This window comes from Thalassovita sp., assembly GCF_963691685.1.
In the GTDB taxonomy this organism is placed as follows: Bacteria; Pseudomonadota; Alphaproteobacteria; order Rhodobacterales; family Rhodobacteraceae; genus Thalassobius.
Map to the genome: position 1 here is coordinate 4091826 of NZ_OY829290.1, position 19086 is coordinate 4110911.

The following is a 19086-nucleotide window of genomic DNA, read 5'->3' on the forward strand; positions in this document are numbered from 1 at the left end:
AACCGCCTGTTCTTGCAGCGACGCCTGTCTTGCGCCCCAACCGGCGCAAGTTTCTCCGATGGGACAACCCAATCTTAAGAAGTGCCAGATACACAGGGCTGAGATGGCAAGGAAACCGATCATGTCACAGACCCAAACGCCCCTTGAGCACACTACAGAAGCCGTTGAAAAAATGGATAAAAAGGAAAGGTCCGCGCTGGTTGTGCAGGATCGCAGCCTGCCGCTCTGGGCGTCGGTGCTATCAGCCGGATTTACCTTTGGCAGCGCGCTTTGTGTGCTTTCCCTCACCGTCTTTGCGGTGTTTTTACATAAACTTGTCGCTATTGAGGGTATTGAAAGCCTTGCGCTGCTCCTGGGGGCCACAGCACTGGTGCCGATCCTTGGCATGGTGTTGTTCGAAACCGGTCACGCGCGTGCCCTCGCCGGACTACGGCCCTTGCGCAAACGCAGCGGCGCCATTGGTCCGGCGTTGCTGGGCGTTCTGGCCTTGGGCGGTTTGGCGACCCTGCATCCCCTGCTGGCCCTGCCTGCGCTTGCGGGATGTATGTTGGGATGGCTTATCAGTGTTCCACTCTCGCGGTGGCTGCCACCCGATCCGGGCTGGGATATCCTACCGGCGGAGGCGACATCGCTGCTGATTGGCCGTGACCAGCACGGCATCGACCTGCTGAACGCGCCCGCCAGACCGCATGCCTTTATAATGGCGTTGCTGAAATCCATGCGTCTGGCGGCCTTCATCAGCTGCTTTGCCCTTGCCTGCTGGCTGACCCTGCATGAGGTGCTGAGCGCCGCCGCCATCGCACCCACCGCCCTGATCAGCTACGGAATTGTTCTGGCGATCACTGATGTCTTTCTGCTGCGATCTGAGATCGCGCCAGAGGTGGCGAAACAGGCCAGCAGCGTCACAGCCATCGCCGCGGCCGAGGGCGACGCCGGGTTAGACGGTGGGCTGAAGGTTGAACATCTGTGCATCAGCGATCGCGACGGTCATAAACTGCTGCAGGATCTGTCGTTTCAACTGACAGCTGGCAGTGTTACGGGCATGACCGGCGACAGTTTTGCCGGAAAATCTCTGCTGCTGAAGGCCCTGACCGCCCCCCATGATCTGACTAATCTGGCGATTTCCGGGCATGTATCTATCCACGGTCAATCCCCATGGCATCGCAGCGGCCGGGAACGGGATGTGGATCTGATCTATCTCGGGGCACAGCCCCTGATACTGCCGGGAAGCGGTGGCGATAACCTCTACTGTTTCAGATCGCCGGACAGCCTGAGGGGCGAGCATTTGCTGAAATCCCTCGTCCACAACAGCGATGTGGCCCAGCATATTATCGCCAGTGCAGATGCCACCACCCTGTCCCACGCCGAACAGAAAGCACTGGCCTTCGCACGCGCCTTTTATCTGCGCCCTGCCGCCTATCTGATTGATCGCCCCGAAGACGGATCCGGCGAGTTGCTGCGCGGCACCTTATTGACCCGCATGCGTGAGGAACGCCGGCGTGGTGCAATTATCCTGCTGGTCACCGAAGATCGGGCCCTGCTGGAGGAATGTGATCAACTGATCGTGCTGCAAAACGGGCGTTTGGTGGAAATGGCCTCAGCCGCAGAGATCCGCGACCGGAAATCCTCGGGCTGGCAACGGTTTGTGGCCAAGCGTGATCTCGACAGTGAGGAGGCGCTGGACAGTTGGATCTGCGCCCAGTTCCGCCGGGATGGCGATGATGCCAACAGGCGGGCGGTCTGTATGGTAGCCAATGAAATGCTGGCGCTGGCCTGCCATGCCGCAGGGCCGGGTATAGGCCCCGGCGCCGTGACGGGCACTTCGCCACCTGAAGACACGGTGTGTTTTGAGATCAAGCTTTTTGCCGGCCATTGCGTCATGCGATTGCAACAGGCGCAGCCCCTCTCCAGCGGGGCATTGGCGAAAGCCCAAAGCGATGCGGACAGCGATCGCGCGCTGACGCAGGCCCCGCTGGCGCGTATCCTGCGCGACAGTATGAGCGTCGAAAACACCGTCCACAATGGATCAAACTGGCTGCAGGTTGCCATTTCAATCTACGACCCACGCAAATCCAGCCCGCAAAGCACCCCCTCGTCGGAGACGACAGCAGATGCCCTCAGCCGCTCATAAATCTGCAACGCCACGGCGGTTTCAGATTGCCCCGGTGATCTGGTTGTTCACCTGTTGGGCGTTCCTGACGGTTGGGGCTGCGGGCGCGGTTTTTCTGTCGCAAACTCATCAGTTGAACGCCCCCATCGTGTTGAAAGGGGCACTGCAGGCCGCGGAAACACCGCAGGATCTGCTGCTGCCGGCGCATATTCCGATGGGGGAGTTTCTGGTGCAGCAAGGCACCGAACTGACCGAGGGGACCGCGATCGTATCCTTCGATGTCACAGCGCTGGAAGATCGCCAGCAATATCTGCAAAGCGCGATCATGATCAGCTCCAGCGCGCAGGACTGCCTTCTTAACCAGGCCCGCCTTGAAGAATATGAAAATGCGGCGCGTGAACTTGAGGGCACAGTGCGGCTGGACATGCAAACCGCGCTCAGCGCATGTCGGGTGCAGCATCAAACCAATGCGTTGGACCGGCTGGAGCTGCAGCAACAGCTGCAGCAGCTGCGCCATCGGGGTCAACTGGTGCAGCAGAACCTCACCCATGCGCTTGCGGATGTCTCTGGCGTTGAGCGTGAATCCCTACGCCTGCGCATGGCACTGGTTGCGCTGCGATTTTCGGCCGAAGAACAGATGCAGGAACTGCGGATCGCGCGTCAGATCACGGCGCAGGACAGCGCGCTGGTGGATCAGGCCAAGGGGGTCGCGCAGGACCGCATCACATTGGAGCAGCAATTGACCCGGGTTGAGGCCTATCTGGCGGATCCGCATCTGCGCAGCCCCGCACCCGGGCAGTTGCAACGGATACGACCATTGCCACCGTCCAGTCGATATGATGACGACATCGTCATTGCCCAATTGAGGGTTGTGCAGGATGCCTATCACGCCTGGGCAATAATCCCTGCCGCGCGGGGCAATAGCCTCAGGGTGGGCGACACCGCTTTGCTGCGGCTTGCGGGCCTGCCACTGACCGCGCCCAAAGTGCCCGCCAGCCTGACGGCCATCGACACAGTGCCGGGGCAGATGTCTGAACAGGGGCAGAGCCAACTGACCCTGACGCTGCACCCGGACCAAATAGACGCGCCGCTCTGGCGTGATCAGGTTAGCCGCAAGCTGGAATTGCTGAACGGCCGGTCGCAGGTTGAGGTGATCCTGCCGCGCACCACATTGGCCGAGGTGATCAGCCGTCAGCTGCCACCGGGCCTGACCGATCTGTCCTAGCCACCTACCCTCACTGCGGCCTTTGCAAAGCAAACTCCTCTCTTGCCCCTTGGGGATGTGGCGCGGTAGCCATAGGCAACCCAAATCACCGGCGTTCCCCGGGCCGGGCGCGCCGCGCGCGCCACCGGGGCAGACCTGGGACAGAGAGGATAAGACATGGACGTGATTTCCGAAAACCGCTGCTTCGGCGGCACCCAAGGGGTATACAGCCACCGGTCTGAGGCCACCGATTGCGATATGACCTTTGGCCTGTTCCTGCCGGAAGAGGCCGAAGACGGCCCGGTGCCGGTGCTTTGGTACCTCTCCGGCCTGACCTGCACCCATGAAAACGCCATGGTCAAAGCTGGGGCGCAGGCCTGGGCGGCGGAGCAGGGCCTGGCACTGGTCTTCCCCGACACCTCACCACGTGGTGACGCGGTGGCCGACGATAAGGCCTATGATCTGGGCAAAGGCGCCGGGTTCTACGTCAACGCGACCGAGGCCCCCTGGGCGCCGCATTACAACATGTGGGACTACGTGACCGAAGAACTGCCGCAGCTGATCACCGGCAACTTTGCCATTGACGAAGAGCGCCAGTCGATCACCGGCCATTCGATGGGCGGGCATGGCGCGCTGACAATGGCGATGCGCCTGCCGGGCCGGTTCCGCTCGATCTCAGCCTTTGCGCCGATCTGCCACCCCACCGCCGGGGATTGGGGCCGCAAGCAGTTGCAGGCCTATCTGGGCGACGCGCCAGACGCCTGGGCGGCGCATGACGCGACCCTGCTGATGCGCGGCGAAGGGCTGGACATTCCGCTGCTGGTCGACACCGGTAGCAATGATCAGTTCATCGACCTGCTGATGCCCGAAGCCTTTGCCGAAGCCGTGAACGCCCGCCGCGTGCCGGCCCAGCTGCGGCTGCAGAAAGGCTATGACCACAGCTATTTCTTCGTCTCGACCTTCATGGAAGATCACATCGCCTTCCACGCTGAGGCGCTTTATTCATGACGATCCTCTACGTCGATGCGGACGCTTGCCCGGTCAAGGCCGAGGCCGAGCGGGTTGCCACCCGCCACCGCATCGCGATGAAACTGGTCAGCAACGGCGGCCTGCGCCCGTCACAGAACCCGCTGGTTGAAAGCGTGATCGTGCCTGAGGGACCGGATGTCGCCGATATGTGGATCGCCGAACGCGCCACAACCGGTGACGTGGTGATCACCAATGACATCCCGCTGGCGGCCAAATGTGTTGTCGCGGGGGCGCTGGTTCTGAAACCCAACGGCGAAGCCCTGACCAAGGCGAACGTGGGCAACGCCCTGGCCACCCGCGATCTGATGACCGACCTGCGGGCCGCGGATCCCTTTCGTCAGGGGGGCGGGCGGCCGTTTTCCAAGGCCGACCGGTCCCGTTTTCTGGACGCATTGGAACGGCAAATCCGTGCCGCGATGAAAGGGTAAGGCAGTGACACACATCCCCAAAACGGTGGTTTTCGATCTGGGCCGCGTGCTGGTTCAGTGGGAGCCGGAGGCGTTTTATGACGCCGAAATTGGCGCTGAGAGGCGCAAGGCGCTGTTCGCGGCAGTGGACCTTTATGGCTACAACCTTCGGATTGATCTTGGTGAGGCGCCAGAGCCCGTGATGCGCGAAGCCGCGGCAGCGCATCCGGACCACGCCGATGAAATCATGATGTGGGCGGAGCGCTGGATCGAGCTGTTGCCCGGGGCCATTGACCATTCGGTGCGCCTGCTGAAAGCGTTGAAGGCAAAGGGCCACCACGTGGTCGCGTTAACCAATTTTGGCCGCGAAACCCTGGAAATCGCCGGGGAGCATCATCCGTTCCTGACCCTGTTTGACCAACGGTTTGTCTCGGCTGAGCTGGGTCTGGCGAAGCCGGATCCTGCGATCTATCAGGTGGTTGAAGAGGCGACGGGGCGCGCGCCGCAGGACCTGCTGTTCACCGATGACACAGCCGCCAATATCGACGCCGCCGCCGCGCGGGGCTGGCACACCCATCTCTTTACCACCCCGCAGGGCTGGGCCGACTGTCTGGTCGCCCATGGAATCCTGACGGCGCAGGAGGCTTCATGAGCATCACCATCATCCCCTTTGACGAGGGCGAGTCGCATCTGAACTGGCTGGACTTCACCGCCGCTTTGGCCAAGGGTCACGAGCTGCCGAAGGCTGAGATTGCTGATACTTTCCTCTACCGCGGCAAGGACACGCTGCTGAACCGCGCCGCCTGGATTGACGGGCTGGGGCTGGCGGTTAAATCCGCCACCATCTTCCCCGGCAACCCCGACAAGGGCACGCCGATGGTCAATGGCGGTGTCTCGCTCTATGGCGATCAGGACGGCATGCTGGAGGCTTTGGTGGATTTCCATCTGGTGACCAAATGGAAAACGGCGGGTGACAGCCTCTTGGCCGCCACCCGTCTGGCGCGCCCTGACAGCCGCAACATCCTGATCGTGGGCGCCGGCACCGTGGGCCGGTCGTTGCGGCAGGCCTATGGCGCCGCCTTCCCCGAGGCGACATTCACCATCTGGAACCGAACCACCGCCAAGGCCGAAGCCTTCGCCGCCGAATTTCCCGGCATGCAGGTGGCAGAAGATCTGGAAACCGCAGTGAAGGCCGCCGATATCGTCACCAGCGCCACGATGGTCACCGAGCCGATCCTGAAAGGCGCGTGGCTGCAACCCGGCCAGCACATCGATCTGATCGGCGCCTATCGCCCCGATATGCGTGAAGCAGACGATGCCGTTCTGCAGCGGGCCAGCGTCTATGTCGACAGTTTTGACACCACAATCGGCCATATCGGTGAGATTGAGATCCCGCTGCAATCAGCGCCCTGAAGCGTGAGGAAATGATTGCCGATTACTATGACCTCAACGCGTTCCAGCGCCGCTCAGACGATGAGATCACGCTGTTCAAAAATGGTGGCGGTGCCCATCTGGATCTGATGACCAGCCGCTACATTCTGGATGCCTGGAACGCAGCGGGCTGAGCCTCGCTAGTGCATTAAAACCAAAAACGCCGCCCCAGCTGGGCGGCGTTTTGTCTTGGTCAGTTCAGGCCATGGCCTCAATCCGTTTTTCCCGCACCGGCAGGTGGATCAGGGCTGAGAAGGCGCCAACCCCGACGCCGACCCACCAGACAGCCTCATACGAGCCATAAGTGTCATACATCCGGCCACCCAGCCAAACGCCCAGGAAGCTGCCCAGCTGGTGGCTGAAGAACACGATGCCATAAAGCGTGCCCATGTAGCGCAGCCCGTAAAGATGCGCGATCAACCCCGAGGTCAGCGGCACCGTGGCCAGCCAGAGCGACCCCATGGAGATCGAGAAGATCAGCACCGTGGCTGGTGTCATCGGGGTCAGGATAAAGGCCGCCGCGATCACCGTGCGCAGGGCGTAAATCGTTGCCAGCAAGTACTTTTTGGAGAAGCGATTGCCCAGCCAGCCCGCGAAGATCGTACCAGCGATATTGGCCAGACCAATCAGCGAAATCGCCACCGCGCCCAGGGCTGAGGTGGTGGTGATCCCCATCGAATGCAGCACGCCACCGGGCATGATCGGGCCACACATTTCGGTCACGAAAGCCGGAAAATGCGCTGTGACAAAGGCCAGCTGATAGCCGCAGCTGAAAAAGCCAAGGAAGATCATCGTGTAGCTGGGATCCTTCAGCGCCTTTTTCAGGATCTCGCCCATGCTTTCCTGCAGCTCGGCCTTGGTTGCCGCCTCGGGCGCGCGCATCATCGGCAGCAGCAGCAAAACCGCAAGGATTGCAGCCGCGAAGCACAGGAACACCGATTGCCAGGTCATGAAGCCCAGCATCCATTCCGCCATTGGCGCGCCGATCACCTGCCCGCCGGACCCGGCTGCTGTGGCAATCGCCATCGCCATCGACCGGTTCTTGTCAGAGGCCGCGCGCCCAACCACGGCGAGGATGACACCAAAGCCAGTGCCAGCAACGCCGAAGCCCACAAATATCTCATAAAACTGATGCGCCCCGGGTGTGGTCGCAAAGGCCGAGGCCACAAGGCCAATCGCATACAGCACCGCGCCCATCACAATCGCTTTGCGGTCGCCCATCTTTTCAGCGATGGCGCCGAAAATTGGCTGGCCGATGCCCCAGGCCAGATTCTGAATGGCGATGGCCAGGCTGAATTCGGCCCGGAGCCAGCCAAACTCCTCAGCAATTGGGATCTGGAACACCCCGAAAGAGGCGCGGATCGCAAAACCCGTCAGGATGATGATGCAGCCAACGATCAGAACAGGCGTGAACAAAGGGGCAGATTTCTGCATGGCGGCCTCTTGAATTTGGTCAGGGTCTATTCCCTATGCGTGGGAAATTAGCCTGTTAACAATTGATCACAAGGTCAATTCAACATTTGTGAAACCCTATCCCACAGCTGGTGATGGCCCGCGCCCCCTTCCCCCATCGGGCGCGATTGGCTATCAGCAGGGCATGAGCAGTCTAATCGATCTTTACGCCCAGCGTGTTGCCTCCGGTGAGATCACAGTTGATCCCGCACAAGAGGCCGCCCTGCCCGAGTTTGAACGCATCCGCGCCGAACTGGCCAAACCCGTGAAGAAAGGGTTCTTCCGCAAGGCGCCGCCGCCGCCCAAGGGGCTCTACCTCTGGGGGGGTGTCGGACGTGGCAAATCGATGCTGATGGACCTGTTTGTGGATCAGCTGGATGTGCCTGCGCGCCGGGTGCACTTCCACGCCTTCATGCAGGAAATCCACACCGCGATGCATCAGGCCCGTCAGGACGGCATCGAAGACAGCCTGGCCCCAGTGGCCGAGAAAGTGGCCAAAGAGGTCAAGGTACTGGCCTTTGATGAGATGCAGATCACCGACATCACCGATGCGATGATCGTCGGGCGCCTGTTTCAGATCCTGTTTGATGCCGGGGTTGTGGTGGTCACCACCTCAAACCGTGTGCCCGATGACCTGTATAAAAACGGGCTGAACCGCCAGCTGTTCCTGCCTTTCATCGACATCCTGAAGGACAAGATGTGCGTCTGGGAACTGGTCAGCCCCAATGACTACCGCCAGAACCGTCTGCAGGGTGAAGAGGTCTATTTCACCCCCATTGATGAGGCCAGCCGGCAGAAAATCCGTGAGGTCTGGGAACACCTCAGCGGCGGGCCCGCGCAACCGCTGATCCTCAAGGTCAAAGGTCGTGAGGTGGAAATTCCGCAGTTCCGCAACGGCGTCGCCCGGGCCACCTTCTATGACCTCTGTGGCAAGATGCTGGGGGCGGGTGATTATCTTGCGCTGGCGGAAACCGTGAAGGTTCTGATCCTCGAAGACATTCCACGTCTGGGGCGTTCGAACTTTAACGAAGCGAAACGTTTCGTAACGCTGATCGACGCGCTTTATGAGGCCGGCACCCGTTTGATCTGCTCTGCCGCGGATCAGCCCGAAAGCCTCTATATCGAAGGCGAAGGCGTGTTTGAATTTGAACGCACCGCCAGCCGGTTGCGGGAAATGCAATCGGCCAGCTGGGGCAAGGACGGCTGAAACAGCCACCCCGCCCCTATCAATGATCCAAAAATACTCTGGGGGTGAATGGCACCGATCTGGTGCCAGAGGGGGCAAAGCCCCCCACCCTGCCGCGCAAGGATCCGCTACCCCGATCCGATCAGCACACCCGCAGCAAAGACCAATGCGCCGCCCAGAACGACCTGCAGTGCGGCGCGCAGGAGCGGGGTTTCCATGTATTTCTTCTGGATCCAGGCGATGGCCCAAAGTTCCAGAAACACCACCGCAAAGGCGATCAATGTGGCGGTCCAGAAATCCGGGATCAGATAGGGCAGCGCATGGCCCAGCCCGCCCACTGTTGTCATCACCCCTGATGCAACACCGCGCTTGAACGGGGAGCCGCGACCAGACAATTCACCATCATCTGACGCCGCTTCGGTGAAACCCATGGAGATCCCCGCCCCGACCGAGGCCGCAAGCCCCACCAGAAAGGTGGTCCAGGTGTCCTGCGTGGCAAAGGCAGTGGCAAAGATCGGCGCCAGGGTTGAGACTGATCCATCCATCAATCCGGCAAGACCTGGCTGTACCCAGGTCAGCACAAACTGGCGCCGCGCGGTGCGCTCTTCGTCGCTGCGCTGATCTGGGCCTAACAGGCGATTTTCCAGCGTCTCCGCGTGATCGGCATGGCCTGCTTCTGCCGCCGCCAGATCCCCAAGCAACTGGCGGGTGTCGGCATCTGCGGTCTGATTGGCAGCTTTCAGATAAAACGCCTCCGCGGCCCGTTCCATCGCGGCGGCCTCGGTCCGGATCCGCTCCACGCCAAGGTTTTCCAACAACCAGACGGGCCGGCGCGCATGATACCCGGCAACATGTTCGCGGCGGATCAGCGGCACATGATCGCCAAACCGCTGTTTGTGCAGGGCCAGCAGCTGACGACGATGATCATCCTCCTCCGCTGCCATACCGTCGAAAATCGCCGCGCTGTCGGGGTAGTCTTGGCGCAGCTGCTGCGCATAGCCCCGATAGATGCGTGCATCATCTTCTTCGGATGAAATGGCCAGCGCCAAAATCTCTTGTTCCGAGAGATCGCGGAATTTCCTTCGGTGTATTGAAAATCGCATGGGAACCCCCAATTTAGAATAATTCTAAACTAAGACCTAACCCGTCACAGCGCAACCCATCGCTTGTTTAAACTGAACTGCTCAGTTTATAGTGACAGCCTGCTGACACACGCCCGCAACCGATTCCCGCCCGCCAGAAAGACGACGCATCTTGGTCAGTCTCGGGCCCCGCCAAAAGGACCCACATGTCGCAAGCTGTCAAAGAAGTCATTCGCACCGGACGTAAGTTTGATCAGGTCCTGCAGGGTGCACGTGAAGTGTTTATGGCAGATGGGTTTTCCGGCGCCTCAGTGGATGACATCGCCAAGGCGGCAGGCGTATCAAAGGCGACGCTCTACAGCTATTTCCCTGACAAGCGGCTGCTGTTCATTGAGGTCGCCAATAGCGAATGCCAGCGCCAGGCCGAAGAGGTGGTGGAGCTGACGGATTTCGACGGCGCACCGCGCGAAATCCTGACGGTGGCAGCGCGGCAGATGATCCGCATCCTGACCTCCTCCTTCTCTCAACGCGTCTTCCGCATCTGCGTTGCCGAGGCCGACAGGTTCCCCGAACTTGGGCGGGCCTTTTACAAAAGTGGGCCAATGAATGGCCGCGCCAAGATGATCGAATATTTCGAATGCGCCGTTGCCGAAGGGGAGATGCAGATTGACGACATGACCCTGGCTGCGGACCAGTTTCTGGAACTGTGCAAGGCGGATCTGTTCACCCAGATGGTGTTCGGCATCCAATCAACGTTTTCGGATGCCGAAATGGATCGCATCGCCAGTGGTGCGGTCGACACGTTCCTTGCCCGTTACGGCGTAGATCAGCCCAGCTGATCCGCCCGTTCGATCACCTTATCCAGCAACCCATAGGCCACCGCCTCATCGGTGGTCAGCCAGAAATCCCGCTGGGTGTCTGCACTGATCTTTTCAGGGGTCTGGCCTGTGGCTGCGGCAAACAGGTGGTCAAACCGTTCCCGCATGATCCGGATCTGTTCCGCCTGGATCTGCATATCAGTCACCTGACCGCCAATCCCGCCTGAGGGCTGGTGCAGCAGGAAACGGGTGTTGGGCAGGCAGTAGCGGTCTTCCTTCTCTGCCCCGATGAAGATCAGCGCGCCAGCACTGGCCACCCAGCCGGATCCGATGGTGCGGACCTTGGGGGTGATGAACTTGATCATGTCATGCACCATGTCACCACTTTCGACGTGACCGCCGGGGGATGAGATGAACATGTTGATCGGATCGTCGCTTTCTTCGGCCAGTGCCAAAAGCTGCGTAACCACTTTGTTTGCCAGCTTGTCGTTGATCTCCCCCGTGACCAGCACGCTGCGGCTTTTGAGAAACAGCGAAGCAAAGGCGCCCCCGCCCTCCTCGCTCTTGTCGGTGTCTTTACTCATGTGAATGCTCCCTAAACACAAATGCGCCGCCCGAGGGGCGACGCATTTCGACGTAGGGCAGTTTTCCGGTTGGGAAAGATCAGTACACAACCACCGAGCGGATAGATTCGCCGGCATGCATCAGATCGAAGCCTTTGTTGATGTCTTCCAGACCCATGGTGTGGGTGATCATCGGATCGATCTCAATCTTGCCGTCCATGTACCAATCAACAATTTTCGGCACATCGGTCCGGCCACGTGCGCCGCCAAAGGCGGTGCCGCGCCAGCTGCGGCCCGTGACCAGCTGGAACGGACGGGTGGAGATTTCGGCGCCCGCCGGGGCCACACCGATGATGATCGATTCCCCCCAGCCTTTGTGCGCCGATTCCAGCGCGGTCCGCATCACCTGCACGTTGCCGGTGGCGTCAAAGGTGTAGTCTGCACCGCCGCCAGTCAGTTCCACCAGATGGCCCACCAGATCACCTTCGACCTCGGTCGGGTTCACGAAATCGGTCATGCCGAATTTTTTCGCCATCTCGACTTTGCCGGGGTTGATGTCCACGCCCACAATCTGATCCGCACCGGCCATGCTCAGGCCCTGAATGACGTTCAGACCAATGCCGCCCAGACCAAAGACGATCGAACGGTTGCCGATCTCGGCCTTAGCGGTGTTGATCACCGCACCGATGCCGGTGGTGACGCCGCAGCCGATGTAGCAGATCTTATCAAAGGGTGCGTCGGGGCGCACCTTGGCCAGCGCAATTTCGGGCAGAACCGTGTGGTTTGAGAAGGTCGAGCAGCCCATGTAGTGCAGGATCGGCGTGCCATCCAACATCGAGAAGCGGCTGGTCCCGTCAGGCATCACACCCGCGCCCTGGGTCGAACGGATCGACTGGCAGAGGTTGGTTTTCGGGTTCAGACAGTATTCACACTCACGGCATTCCGGGGTGTAGAGCGGGATCACATGATCGCCCGGTTTCAGACTGGTGACACCGGGGCCTACCTCCAGCACCACACCGGCGCCTTCATGGCCCAGAATGGCGGGGAACATGCCCTCAGGATCGGCGCCCGACAGGGTAAATTCATCTGTATGGCAAATGCCGGTGGCCTTGATTTCCACCAGAACCTCACCGGCTTTCGGGCCTTCAAGGTTCACTTCCATAATTTCCAGCGGTTTGCCTGCTTCTACGGCAACAGCGGCTCTTGTACGCATTTTATCCCTCCCGCGACAATTTCGGGCAGCGGTTGAGCGGCCCGTTCTGGTGCCCGTTTACAGGGTCACTTCTTGATACGGTAGACTTTATGACATCCACCGCAACTTTGGCCAATGGCGCCAAGGCCGGCCTTCAATGACTCCAATGATGAGGTATCCAGCGCCTCTAGGGCTACGTCCATAGCGACCGCTTTGGCGGAAAAACCGTCCCAGTCACTCCAGATCGCGGGGGCGGCTTCGCTGGCCGGGTCCTGCGCGGCCGGTTTGAACGCAGGCTGCACCTTGGCCGAGGCTTTCAGCAGTTTGGACTTTGCCGTTTCGGCCTTTTTGGCGTCAAAGGGCAGCTTGCCTTTGGCCATGCCGCCGATCGCGCCCATGTTGATGCGGATCTCTTCCATGACCATCATGCGGGATTTGACCTGCGGGTCACTGACCCCTTCATGTGCCAAGGCGGCAGTGGCCAATCCCAATGTCAGAACGAGGGGTAGGGCTGTGATCTTCATGGCGAACCTCTGTATCGTTTCGACCAGACTATGAGATTTCGCCGCAAAATGAAGATATTAAAAAGGGACGCACGCCATTGTGCATCCCTCAGTGTTCGAAATCCGCCAGATTATCCCGGGTCAGAGTGCCCGCAGACCGCCCACCACAAAGTCGGTCGCCAGTTCAGCATAGGCTTCGCGGCTCAACCCTTTGCCCGGGCGGTGCCACATGTAAAACCAGTTCAGAACCGCAAAAACGCTCATCACGGCGGCGCGCAGACGGTCCGGGTTGTTCTGCAAATCCGGGGCCACAGAAATTACTGTGTCAGACATGATATCCACCAGCCGCAGCTGCAGACCAATCAGCGGTTTCTGTTTGTCTTCCGGCAGAACACCCAGCGCGTCCAGCTGCAGTTTATGTTCCGCGTCAGCACCGGCGTATTCCTCAAGGATGGCGGCAATCAGACCACCCATCCCGGCACCGCGCTGCCCTTCGACAACCTCAACAAGGTCGCTCAGATGTTCATCAAGGATGTCAAACAGCAGGTCCTCTTTCGAGGCCCAGTAGTGATAGATCAGCGCCTTTGACACGCCACAGGATTTGGCCGCGCCGGTCATTGAGGCACGGTCAAACCCATGGGTCGCAAAGTAAGCTGCAGCGCCCTTGCGGAGCGCTGCGCGTTTTTCATCGTGATCGCGTGCCAGTCCGCGCGCCATTCAACTCTCCTTGGGGCGGTTGTCGACGATACGCACGGCCTTGCCTTCGCTGCGCGCCACCTGCCCCGGTTCCGTTACATTCACCTTGACCGAGATGCCGACATTGGACTTCACCTTGCCACTCAGGGATTTGGCCGCGGCGTCGCGCGCGTCGGCGCTCAGCCCTTCGGCCAGTTCCACATGCACCGTCATCAGGTCCATACGGTCCGGGCGGCTCAGTTCGATCTGGAAATGCGGCGCAAGGGCGGGCACATCCATCAGCTGCTCTTCGATCTGGGTCGGGAAGACGTTTACACCGCGCAGGATGATCATGTCATCACTGCGGCCGGTAACTTTCTCCATCCGGCGCATCGAACGCGCTGTGCCGGGCAACAGACGGGTCAGGTCCCGGGTGCGATAACGAATGATCGGGAAGGCCTCTTTGGTCAGGGAGGTAAAGACCAACTCGCCCAGTTCGCCATCTGGCAGCACCTCACCGGTCTCAGGATCGATGATTTCGGGGTAGAAGTGATCTTCCCAGATGTGCAGCCCGTCTTTGGTTTCCACACATTCGTTGGCCACGCCGGGGCCGATCACCTCGGACAGGCCGTAGATGTCCACCGCGTGCATATCAAAGGCGTCTTCGATTTCCTTGCGCATGGCGTTGGTCCAGGGCTCCGCGCCAAAGATCCCCACCTTCAACGGGCTTTCGCGCGGATCGCGGCCCTGTTTGGCGTATTCATCAAGGATCGACAGCGCGTAGGACGGCGTAACGGTCATGCCATCGGCCTGAAAATCCTCAATCAAGCGCACCTGGCGCTGCGTCATCCCGCCTGAGACCGGCACAACGGTCAGCCCCAGCTTTTCGGCGCCGCCGTGAATGCCCAGACCGCCGGTGAACAATCCGTAGCCGTAGGCGTTGTGCAACACATCACCCGACCGCAGGCCGGAGGCGCGCAGCGATCGCGCCACCACATCGTTCCACATCTCCAGATCGTTTTTGGTGTAACCCACCACCGTCGGCTGCCCCGTGGTCCCTGAGGAGGCATGGACACGTGCGATCTGATCCCGCGGCACAGCAAACAGGCCAAAGGGGTAGTGATCGCGCAGATCCTGTTTCACGGTGAAGGGAAACTTGGCCAGATCCGCCAGCGAGGTCAGATCGTCAGGATGCACGCCGGCCTCATCAAAGGCCTTCTTGTAGAAGGGCACGTTGTCATAGGCGTGGCGCAGCGACCATTTCATCCGCTGCAATTGCACCGAGGCAATCTCATCACGCGATGCGGTTTCGATATGTTCCAGATCACCCGGCTTGGGGGAGAGATCTTTCATGGGTAGTCCTCCAAATATCCCGCACCGCCTCCACGCAGTGCAGGGTCATTCTCATTCCTCGAAATGCTGGCCTTTGATCTGCCGTGACAGCCCGCGAAACAGCGCCACCTTACGGCCGTCTTCACCGGTCACAGTCACATCGTAAACGCCCGAACGCCCAGTTTTGGACTGTTCCACCGCCGTTGCGGTCAGCAGTTCACCCGGCTGACCGGGGGCCAGATAGGTGATGGTGTTTTCCTGTGCCACAACCAGTTGGTTGTAGCTGTTGCAGGCAAAGGCAAAGGCGCTGTCAGCCAGCGTGAAGATATAGCCGCCATGACAGATGCCGTGGCCGTTCAGCATCTCATCCCGCACCCGCATGGTCAGAACCGCGCCACCCGGGCTGACCGCGGTGATCTCCATCCCCAAGGCCTGACTGGCCTGATCGGTGGACCACATGACCTGCGCCGAACGCGCTGCCCGGTCCTCGGCGGTGATCTCACGGTCAGTGATCGGATCTGTCATCTAAGGCTCCTCTTCCTTGGCTCTACCCTGCACAAAACCGACCGGTCGGTCAATAGTGTTGAAATCTGAATTTATCTGGCGCATGCTAGGGCAAATGCCCGATGCGGGTTTCGAAAGGATTGCGAGATGCTGACACCTGAAAGCTACGCCTGCGGCCAATGGGTCGCCCCCGGCGAAAACGCCACTGAAATCACCGGCCCTGTTACCGGTGAGCTGATCGCCCGCGCGGGTGGTTCTACGCTGGACATGCAGGCGATGCTGGACTTCGCCCGCAGCAAAGGCGGCCCTGCCCTGCGCGCGATGACCTTCCACCAGCGCGCCAAGATGCTGAAGGCACTGGCGACCTATCTGGATGGCCGCAAAGACGAACTTTATGCGCTGAACCCGATGACCGGCGCGACCAAACGGGACGGTTGGGTCGACATTGACGGCGGCATCGGCACAACCTTTGTCATCGCCTCCAAAGGCCGCCGTGAAATGCCGGACGGACATGTCTATCTGGACGGCGATGTGGAACAGCTGTCGCGCAACGGCACCCTGCTGGGGCAGCATATTGCCGTTCCGCTGCAAGGGGTTGCGGTGCATATCAACGCGTTCAACTTCCCCGTCTGGGGCATGATGGAAAAGCTGGCCCCGACCCTGCTGGCCGGTGTACCCGCGATTGTGAAACCGGCCACCCAGACCTGTTACCTGACTGAGGCCTGTTTCCGCATGATCATCGACTCGGGCCTCCTGCCCGAAGGGGCCGTGCAGCTGATCGTGGGCCGCACCGGTGATCTGCTGGACCGGTTGACCGCGCAGGATGTGGTCAGCTTCACCGGTTCCGCCGACACCGCCGCAATGCTGCGCGCCAACCCCAAGCTGGTGGAAAACTCCACCCGGTTTGTCGCCGAACAGGACAGCCTGAACGCCGCGATCCTCGGCGCTGATGCCACCCCGGACAGCCCCGAGTTTGCGCTGTTTGTGAAGGAAGCCGTGGCCGAGATGACCACCAAAGCGGGGCAAAAATGTACTGCCATGCGCCGGCTGATCGTGCCCGCGACCCAGCTGGACGCTGTGATTGAGGCCATGGGCACCAAGCTGGCCGCGCTGACCATTGGCGATCCGTCGGACAAGGCAAACCGCATGGGCGCGCTGGCCTCACTGGGGCAGAAGGCCGACGTGCTGGAAAAGCTCGCCATCCTGAAAAAAGAGGCCCGCGTGGTGCATGGCGATCCCGACAGCCTGCCGGCCGATCTGGCCGCCTGCGCCTTCCTGCCGCCGGTCCTGCTGGCCTGTGATGATCCCGACAGCGCCGTTTCGGTACATTCGGTAGAGGCTTTTGGCCCTGTCTCCACCCTGCTGCCCTACCGCGACACCGCCCATGCGGCGGAGATTGCCAACCGGGGTGGCGGTTCGCTGGTTGCGTCCCTGTTCACCAATGATCCCGCCATTGCGCGCGAGGTCACGCTGGCCTCTGCCGCCTGGCATGGCCGCCTTTACGTGATGGGCCGCGCCTCCGCCGATGAAGCCACCGGCCATGGTTCGCCCCTGCCGCATATGATCCACGGCGGCCCCGGCCGCGCCGGTGGCGGCGAAGAACTGGGCGGCGTGCGCGGCGTCTTGCACTACATGCAGCGCACCGCCATTCAGGGCAGCCCGGACGTGCTGACCGCGATCACCGGCACCTGGATCAAAGGCGCGGCGGAACTGACCGGCCCCAGCCACCCGTTCCAGCGCACCTTCCGCGAAATCCAGATTGGCGAGACGATCCACACCGATCCGCGCACCATTTCGCTGGAGGATATTGAGCATTTCGCCCATTTCACCGGCGATACCTTCTACGCCCATATGGATGAAGAGGCCGCAGTGGCGAACCCCTTCTTCCCCGGCCGTGTGGCACATGGCTATCTGCTGTTGTCCTTCGCGGCGGGCCTGTTTGTGCAGCCCGATCCCGGTCCGGTTCTGGCCAACACCGGCCTTAACAGCCTGAGCTTCCAGAAACCGGTCAGCCCTGGTGACAGCGTGAAGGTGCGCCTGACCGCCAAGCGCAAGACCCAACGTACGGATGAATATGGTGAAGTTGCCTGGAACGCGACACTGACCAATCAGGACGGCGATCAGGTGGCGGAATATGAGCTACTGACCATGGTGGCCTACGAACGCTAAACGGCCAACAATACAGCTGGGGCGGCTGGGAAACCTGCCGCCCATAGCACTCCGGGGCGTTCTGGGGCCTCGTGGGGCTTGATTTCGTCGCCAATCAGCGCGACTCTGGCTTTATGAATATCGAGCAGCCGACACCCTTTCCCCGCCCACCTGTGCCGGAGCAGGTGTCCTTTCATCGCACCGAACTGGCCGTAATCCTGTCGCTTTACGGGCGGATGGTGGCCGCTGGCGAATGGCGCGATTACGGCATTTCGGCCCTGCGGGATCGGGCGGTTTTTTCGATCTTTCGCCGCACCGCTGAGAACCCGCTCTACCGGATTGAGAAACACCCGAAACTGCGCCTGAAACAGGGCCAATATTGCGTGATTTCGATGGACGGGCAGGTGCTGAAGCGCGGCAATGATCTGAAAACCGTTCTACGCGGGCTGGAACGCAAGCTGATCCGCGCAATCGACTGACGGGGACATTTCCATGCAAATTCAGAAAGTTGCCATTCTTGGCGGTGGCCTTATCGGGGCCAGCTGGGCCGCGCTGTTCCTATCACGCGGATTGACCGTGGCCATAGCGGACCCACGGGCTGAGGCCGAAGGCTTTTGCCGCCAGCTGATCACAGAGGCCTGGCCGCATCTGGCGGCGCTGGCGGCGATTCCTGAGACCCCGAATTGGGACGCGCTGCAGTTCAGCCAATCGATCGCTGAGGCCTGTCAGGACGCCGATCTGGTGCAGGACTGTGGCCCTGACCGGATTGAGGTCAAACGCGCCATGGTGGCCGAGGCTGAAACCACGCTGCGACCAGAAGCGATTTTTGCCTCCTCCACCTCCTCGCTGATAGCCAGCGATATTCAGGCGGGGGCGCACCATCCCGAACGGGTGCTGGTCGCCCATCCAATGAACCCACCACATCTGGTGCCATTGGTTGAGCTGGTTGCGGGGAACCATACGGATCCGAATGCAATTGCCGCCGCACAGCAGTTTTATGACGCCATGGATCGGGTCACCGTCATTGCGCAGAAAGAACGCCCCGGTCATATCGCCAATCGCCTGACCTCAGCGCTCTATCGCGAGGCGGTGAACATCGTCGCGGAAGGCATCGCCACGGTGCAGGATGTGGACAAGGCGATCGCCTATGGGCCCGGTATGCGGTGGGCCCTGATGGGGCCGCATCTGATCTATCATCTTGGCGGCGGGCCCGGTGGCTACCGCCACTATCTGGATCACCTCGGCCCGACGCAGGCCGAACGCTGGAAAGATCTGGGCACACCCGCACTGACGCCCGACTTGATTGAGACGATGGTGAGCCAGTTGGATGCATCGCTGGCTGAGGTCGATGATGCGGCGCTGAAATCCAGCCGTGACGCCGCCCTAGTCGCCCTTGCCAAGCTGAAGCAGGACCTGCCGGTCTAGGCCGGCCCATCAGGGTCAGGCAATA

General features: G+C 60.8%; 18 protein-coding genes and 1 pseudogene. 11 read left to right on the forward strand and 8 right to left on the reverse strand.

What is annotated here, in order from left to right; genetic code table 11:
• Positions 1 to 121 precede the first annotated feature (121 nt).
• The 6 genes and pseudogenes from ACORLH_RS19860 (at position 122) to ACORLH_RS19885 (ending at position 6315) form a co-directional block, all read left to right on the forward strand.
• Positions 122 to 2131 (forward strand): ATP-binding cassette domain-containing protein, encoded by a 2010-nt coding sequence (locus ACORLH_RS19860; RefSeq protein ID WP_321830054.1) that lies wholly within the window; start codon positions 122 to 124, stop codon positions 2129 to 2131.
• Entirely contained in the window at positions 2112 to 3335 is a 1224-nt protein-coding gene (locus ACORLH_RS19865) for a hypothetical protein (protein WP_321830056.1), read from the forward strand. Before ACORLH_RS19860 ends, ACORLH_RS19865 begins: the two co-directional genes overlap by 20 nt.
• A gap of 156 nt (positions 3336 to 3491) precedes the next feature.
• Positions 3492 to 4322 (forward strand): S-formylglutathione hydrolase, encoded by an 831-nt coding sequence (gene fghA, locus ACORLH_RS19870; protein WP_321830057.1) that lies wholly within the window; start codon positions 3492 to 3494, stop codon positions 4320 to 4322.
• Positions 4319 to 4771 (forward strand): YaiI/YqxD family protein, encoded by a 453-nt coding sequence (locus ACORLH_RS19875; RefSeq protein WP_321830058.1) that lies wholly within the window; start codon positions 4319 to 4321, stop codon positions 4769 to 4771. The genes fghA and ACORLH_RS19875 overlap by 4 nt, the downstream gene beginning before the upstream one ends.
• Before the next feature lie 4 nt (positions 4772 to 4775).
• Positions 4776 to 5402 carry an HAD-IA family hydrolase gene (locus ACORLH_RS19880; RefSeq protein WP_321830060.1) on the forward strand — a complete coding sequence of 209 codons (627 nt, stop codon included), beginning with the start codon at positions 4776 to 4778 and terminating at the stop codon, positions 5400 to 5402.
• Positions 5399 to 6315, forward strand: a pseudogene (locus ACORLH_RS19885) (ornithine cyclodeaminase family protein). Before ACORLH_RS19880 ends, ACORLH_RS19885 begins: the two are co-directional and overlap by 4 nt.
• A gap of 64 nt (positions 6316 to 6379) precedes the next feature.
• On the opposite strand, the gene ACORLH_RS19890 reads toward ACORLH_RS19885, so the two are convergent.
• Positions 6380 to 7615 carry an MFS transporter gene (locus tag ACORLH_RS19890; RefSeq protein ID WP_321830062.1) on the reverse strand — a complete coding sequence of 412 codons (1236 nt, stop codon included), beginning with the start codon at positions 7613 to 7615 and terminating at the stop codon, positions 6380 to 6382.
• Between the two features lie 163 nt (positions 7616 to 7778).
• Between ACORLH_RS19890 and zapE the strand changes: the two genes are divergently transcribed.
• On the forward strand, positions 7779 to 8840 hold the full coding sequence (gene zapE / locus ACORLH_RS19895) for a cell division protein ZapE (protein ID WP_321830064.1): 1062 nt from the start codon (positions 7779 to 7781) through the stop codon (positions 8838 to 8840).
• Positions 8841 to 8947: 107 nt separating this feature from the next.
• On the opposite strand, the gene mbfA is transcribed toward zapE, so the two are convergent.
• Complete coding sequence (gene mbfA, locus ACORLH_RS19900; protein ID WP_321830066.1) at positions 8948 to 9922, reverse strand: iron exporter MbfA; 975 nt, start codon at positions 9920 to 9922, stop codon at positions 8948 to 8950.
• A 185-nt stretch (positions 9923 to 10107) separates the two neighbouring features.
• Between mbfA and ACORLH_RS19905 the strand changes: the two genes are divergently transcribed.
• A complete protein-coding gene (locus ACORLH_RS19905) occupies positions 10108 to 10740 on the forward strand; it encodes a TetR/AcrR family transcriptional regulator (RefSeq protein ID WP_321830067.1) in 633 nt (210 codons plus the stop codon).
• On the opposite strand, the gene ACORLH_RS19910 is transcribed toward ACORLH_RS19905, so the two are convergent.
• The 6 genes from ACORLH_RS19910 to paaI all read right to left on the reverse strand — a co-directional run bounded on the left by ACORLH_RS19910 (position 10728) and on the right by paaI (position 15482).
• A complete protein-coding gene (locus tag ACORLH_RS19910) occupies positions 10728 to 11303 on the reverse strand; it encodes an ATP-dependent Clp protease proteolytic subunit (RefSeq protein ID WP_321830068.1) in 576 nt (191 codons plus the stop codon). The genes ACORLH_RS19905 and ACORLH_RS19910 overlap by 13 nt on opposite strands.
• Positions 11304 to 11382: 79 nt before the next feature.
• Complete coding sequence (locus ACORLH_RS19915; RefSeq protein WP_321830070.1) at positions 11383 to 12495, reverse strand: S-(hydroxymethyl)glutathione dehydrogenase/class III alcohol dehydrogenase; 1113 nt, start codon at positions 12493 to 12495, stop codon at positions 11383 to 11385.
• Positions 12496 to 12560: 65 nt separating this feature from the next.
• Positions 12561 to 12998: a cytochrome c gene (locus ACORLH_RS19920; protein ID WP_321830072.1), complete on the reverse strand. Its 438-nt coding sequence runs from the start codon at positions 12996 to 12998 to the stop codon at positions 12561 to 12563.
• Between the two features lie 120 nt (positions 12999 to 13118).
• Positions 13119 to 13694 carry a TetR/AcrR family transcriptional regulator gene (locus ACORLH_RS19925; protein ID WP_321830074.1) on the reverse strand — a complete coding sequence of 192 codons (576 nt, stop codon included), beginning with the start codon at positions 13692 to 13694 and terminating at the stop codon, positions 13119 to 13121.
• Entirely contained in the window at positions 13695 to 15005 is a 1311-nt protein-coding gene (paaK, locus tag ACORLH_RS19930; protein WP_321830076.1) for a phenylacetate--CoA ligase PaaK, read from the reverse strand.
• Between the two features lie 51 nt (positions 15006 to 15056).
• Positions 15057 to 15482: a hydroxyphenylacetyl-CoA thioesterase PaaI gene (gene paaI / locus ACORLH_RS19935; RefSeq protein ID WP_321832856.1), complete on the reverse strand. Its 426-nt coding sequence runs from the start codon at positions 15480 to 15482 to the stop codon at positions 15057 to 15059.
• A 153-nt stretch (positions 15483 to 15635) separates the two neighbouring features.
• On the opposite strand from paaI, the gene paaZ reads away from it, so the two are divergent.
• The 3 genes from paaZ to ACORLH_RS19950 all read left to right on the forward strand — a co-directional run bounded on the left by paaZ (position 15636) and on the right by ACORLH_RS19950 (position 19061).
• Positions 15636 to 17657, forward strand: a complete 2022-nt coding sequence (paaZ, locus tag ACORLH_RS19940) for a phenylacetic acid degradation bifunctional protein PaaZ (protein ID WP_321830078.1) — start codon at positions 15636 to 15638, stop codon at positions 17655 to 17657.
• A gap of 113 nt (positions 17658 to 17770) precedes the next feature.
• A complete protein-coding gene (locus tag ACORLH_RS19945) occupies positions 17771 to 18115 on the forward strand; it encodes a DUF2794 domain-containing protein (protein ID WP_058242503.1) in 345 nt (114 codons plus the stop codon).
• 13 nt (positions 18116 to 18128) lie between these two features.
• Positions 18129 to 19061 carry a 3-hydroxyacyl-CoA dehydrogenase NAD-binding domain-containing protein gene (locus ACORLH_RS19950; protein ID WP_321830080.1) on the forward strand — a complete coding sequence of 311 codons (933 nt, stop codon included), beginning with the start codon at positions 18129 to 18131 and terminating at the stop codon, positions 19059 to 19061.
• The last annotated feature ends 25 nt before the right edge of the window (positions 19062 to 19086 follow it).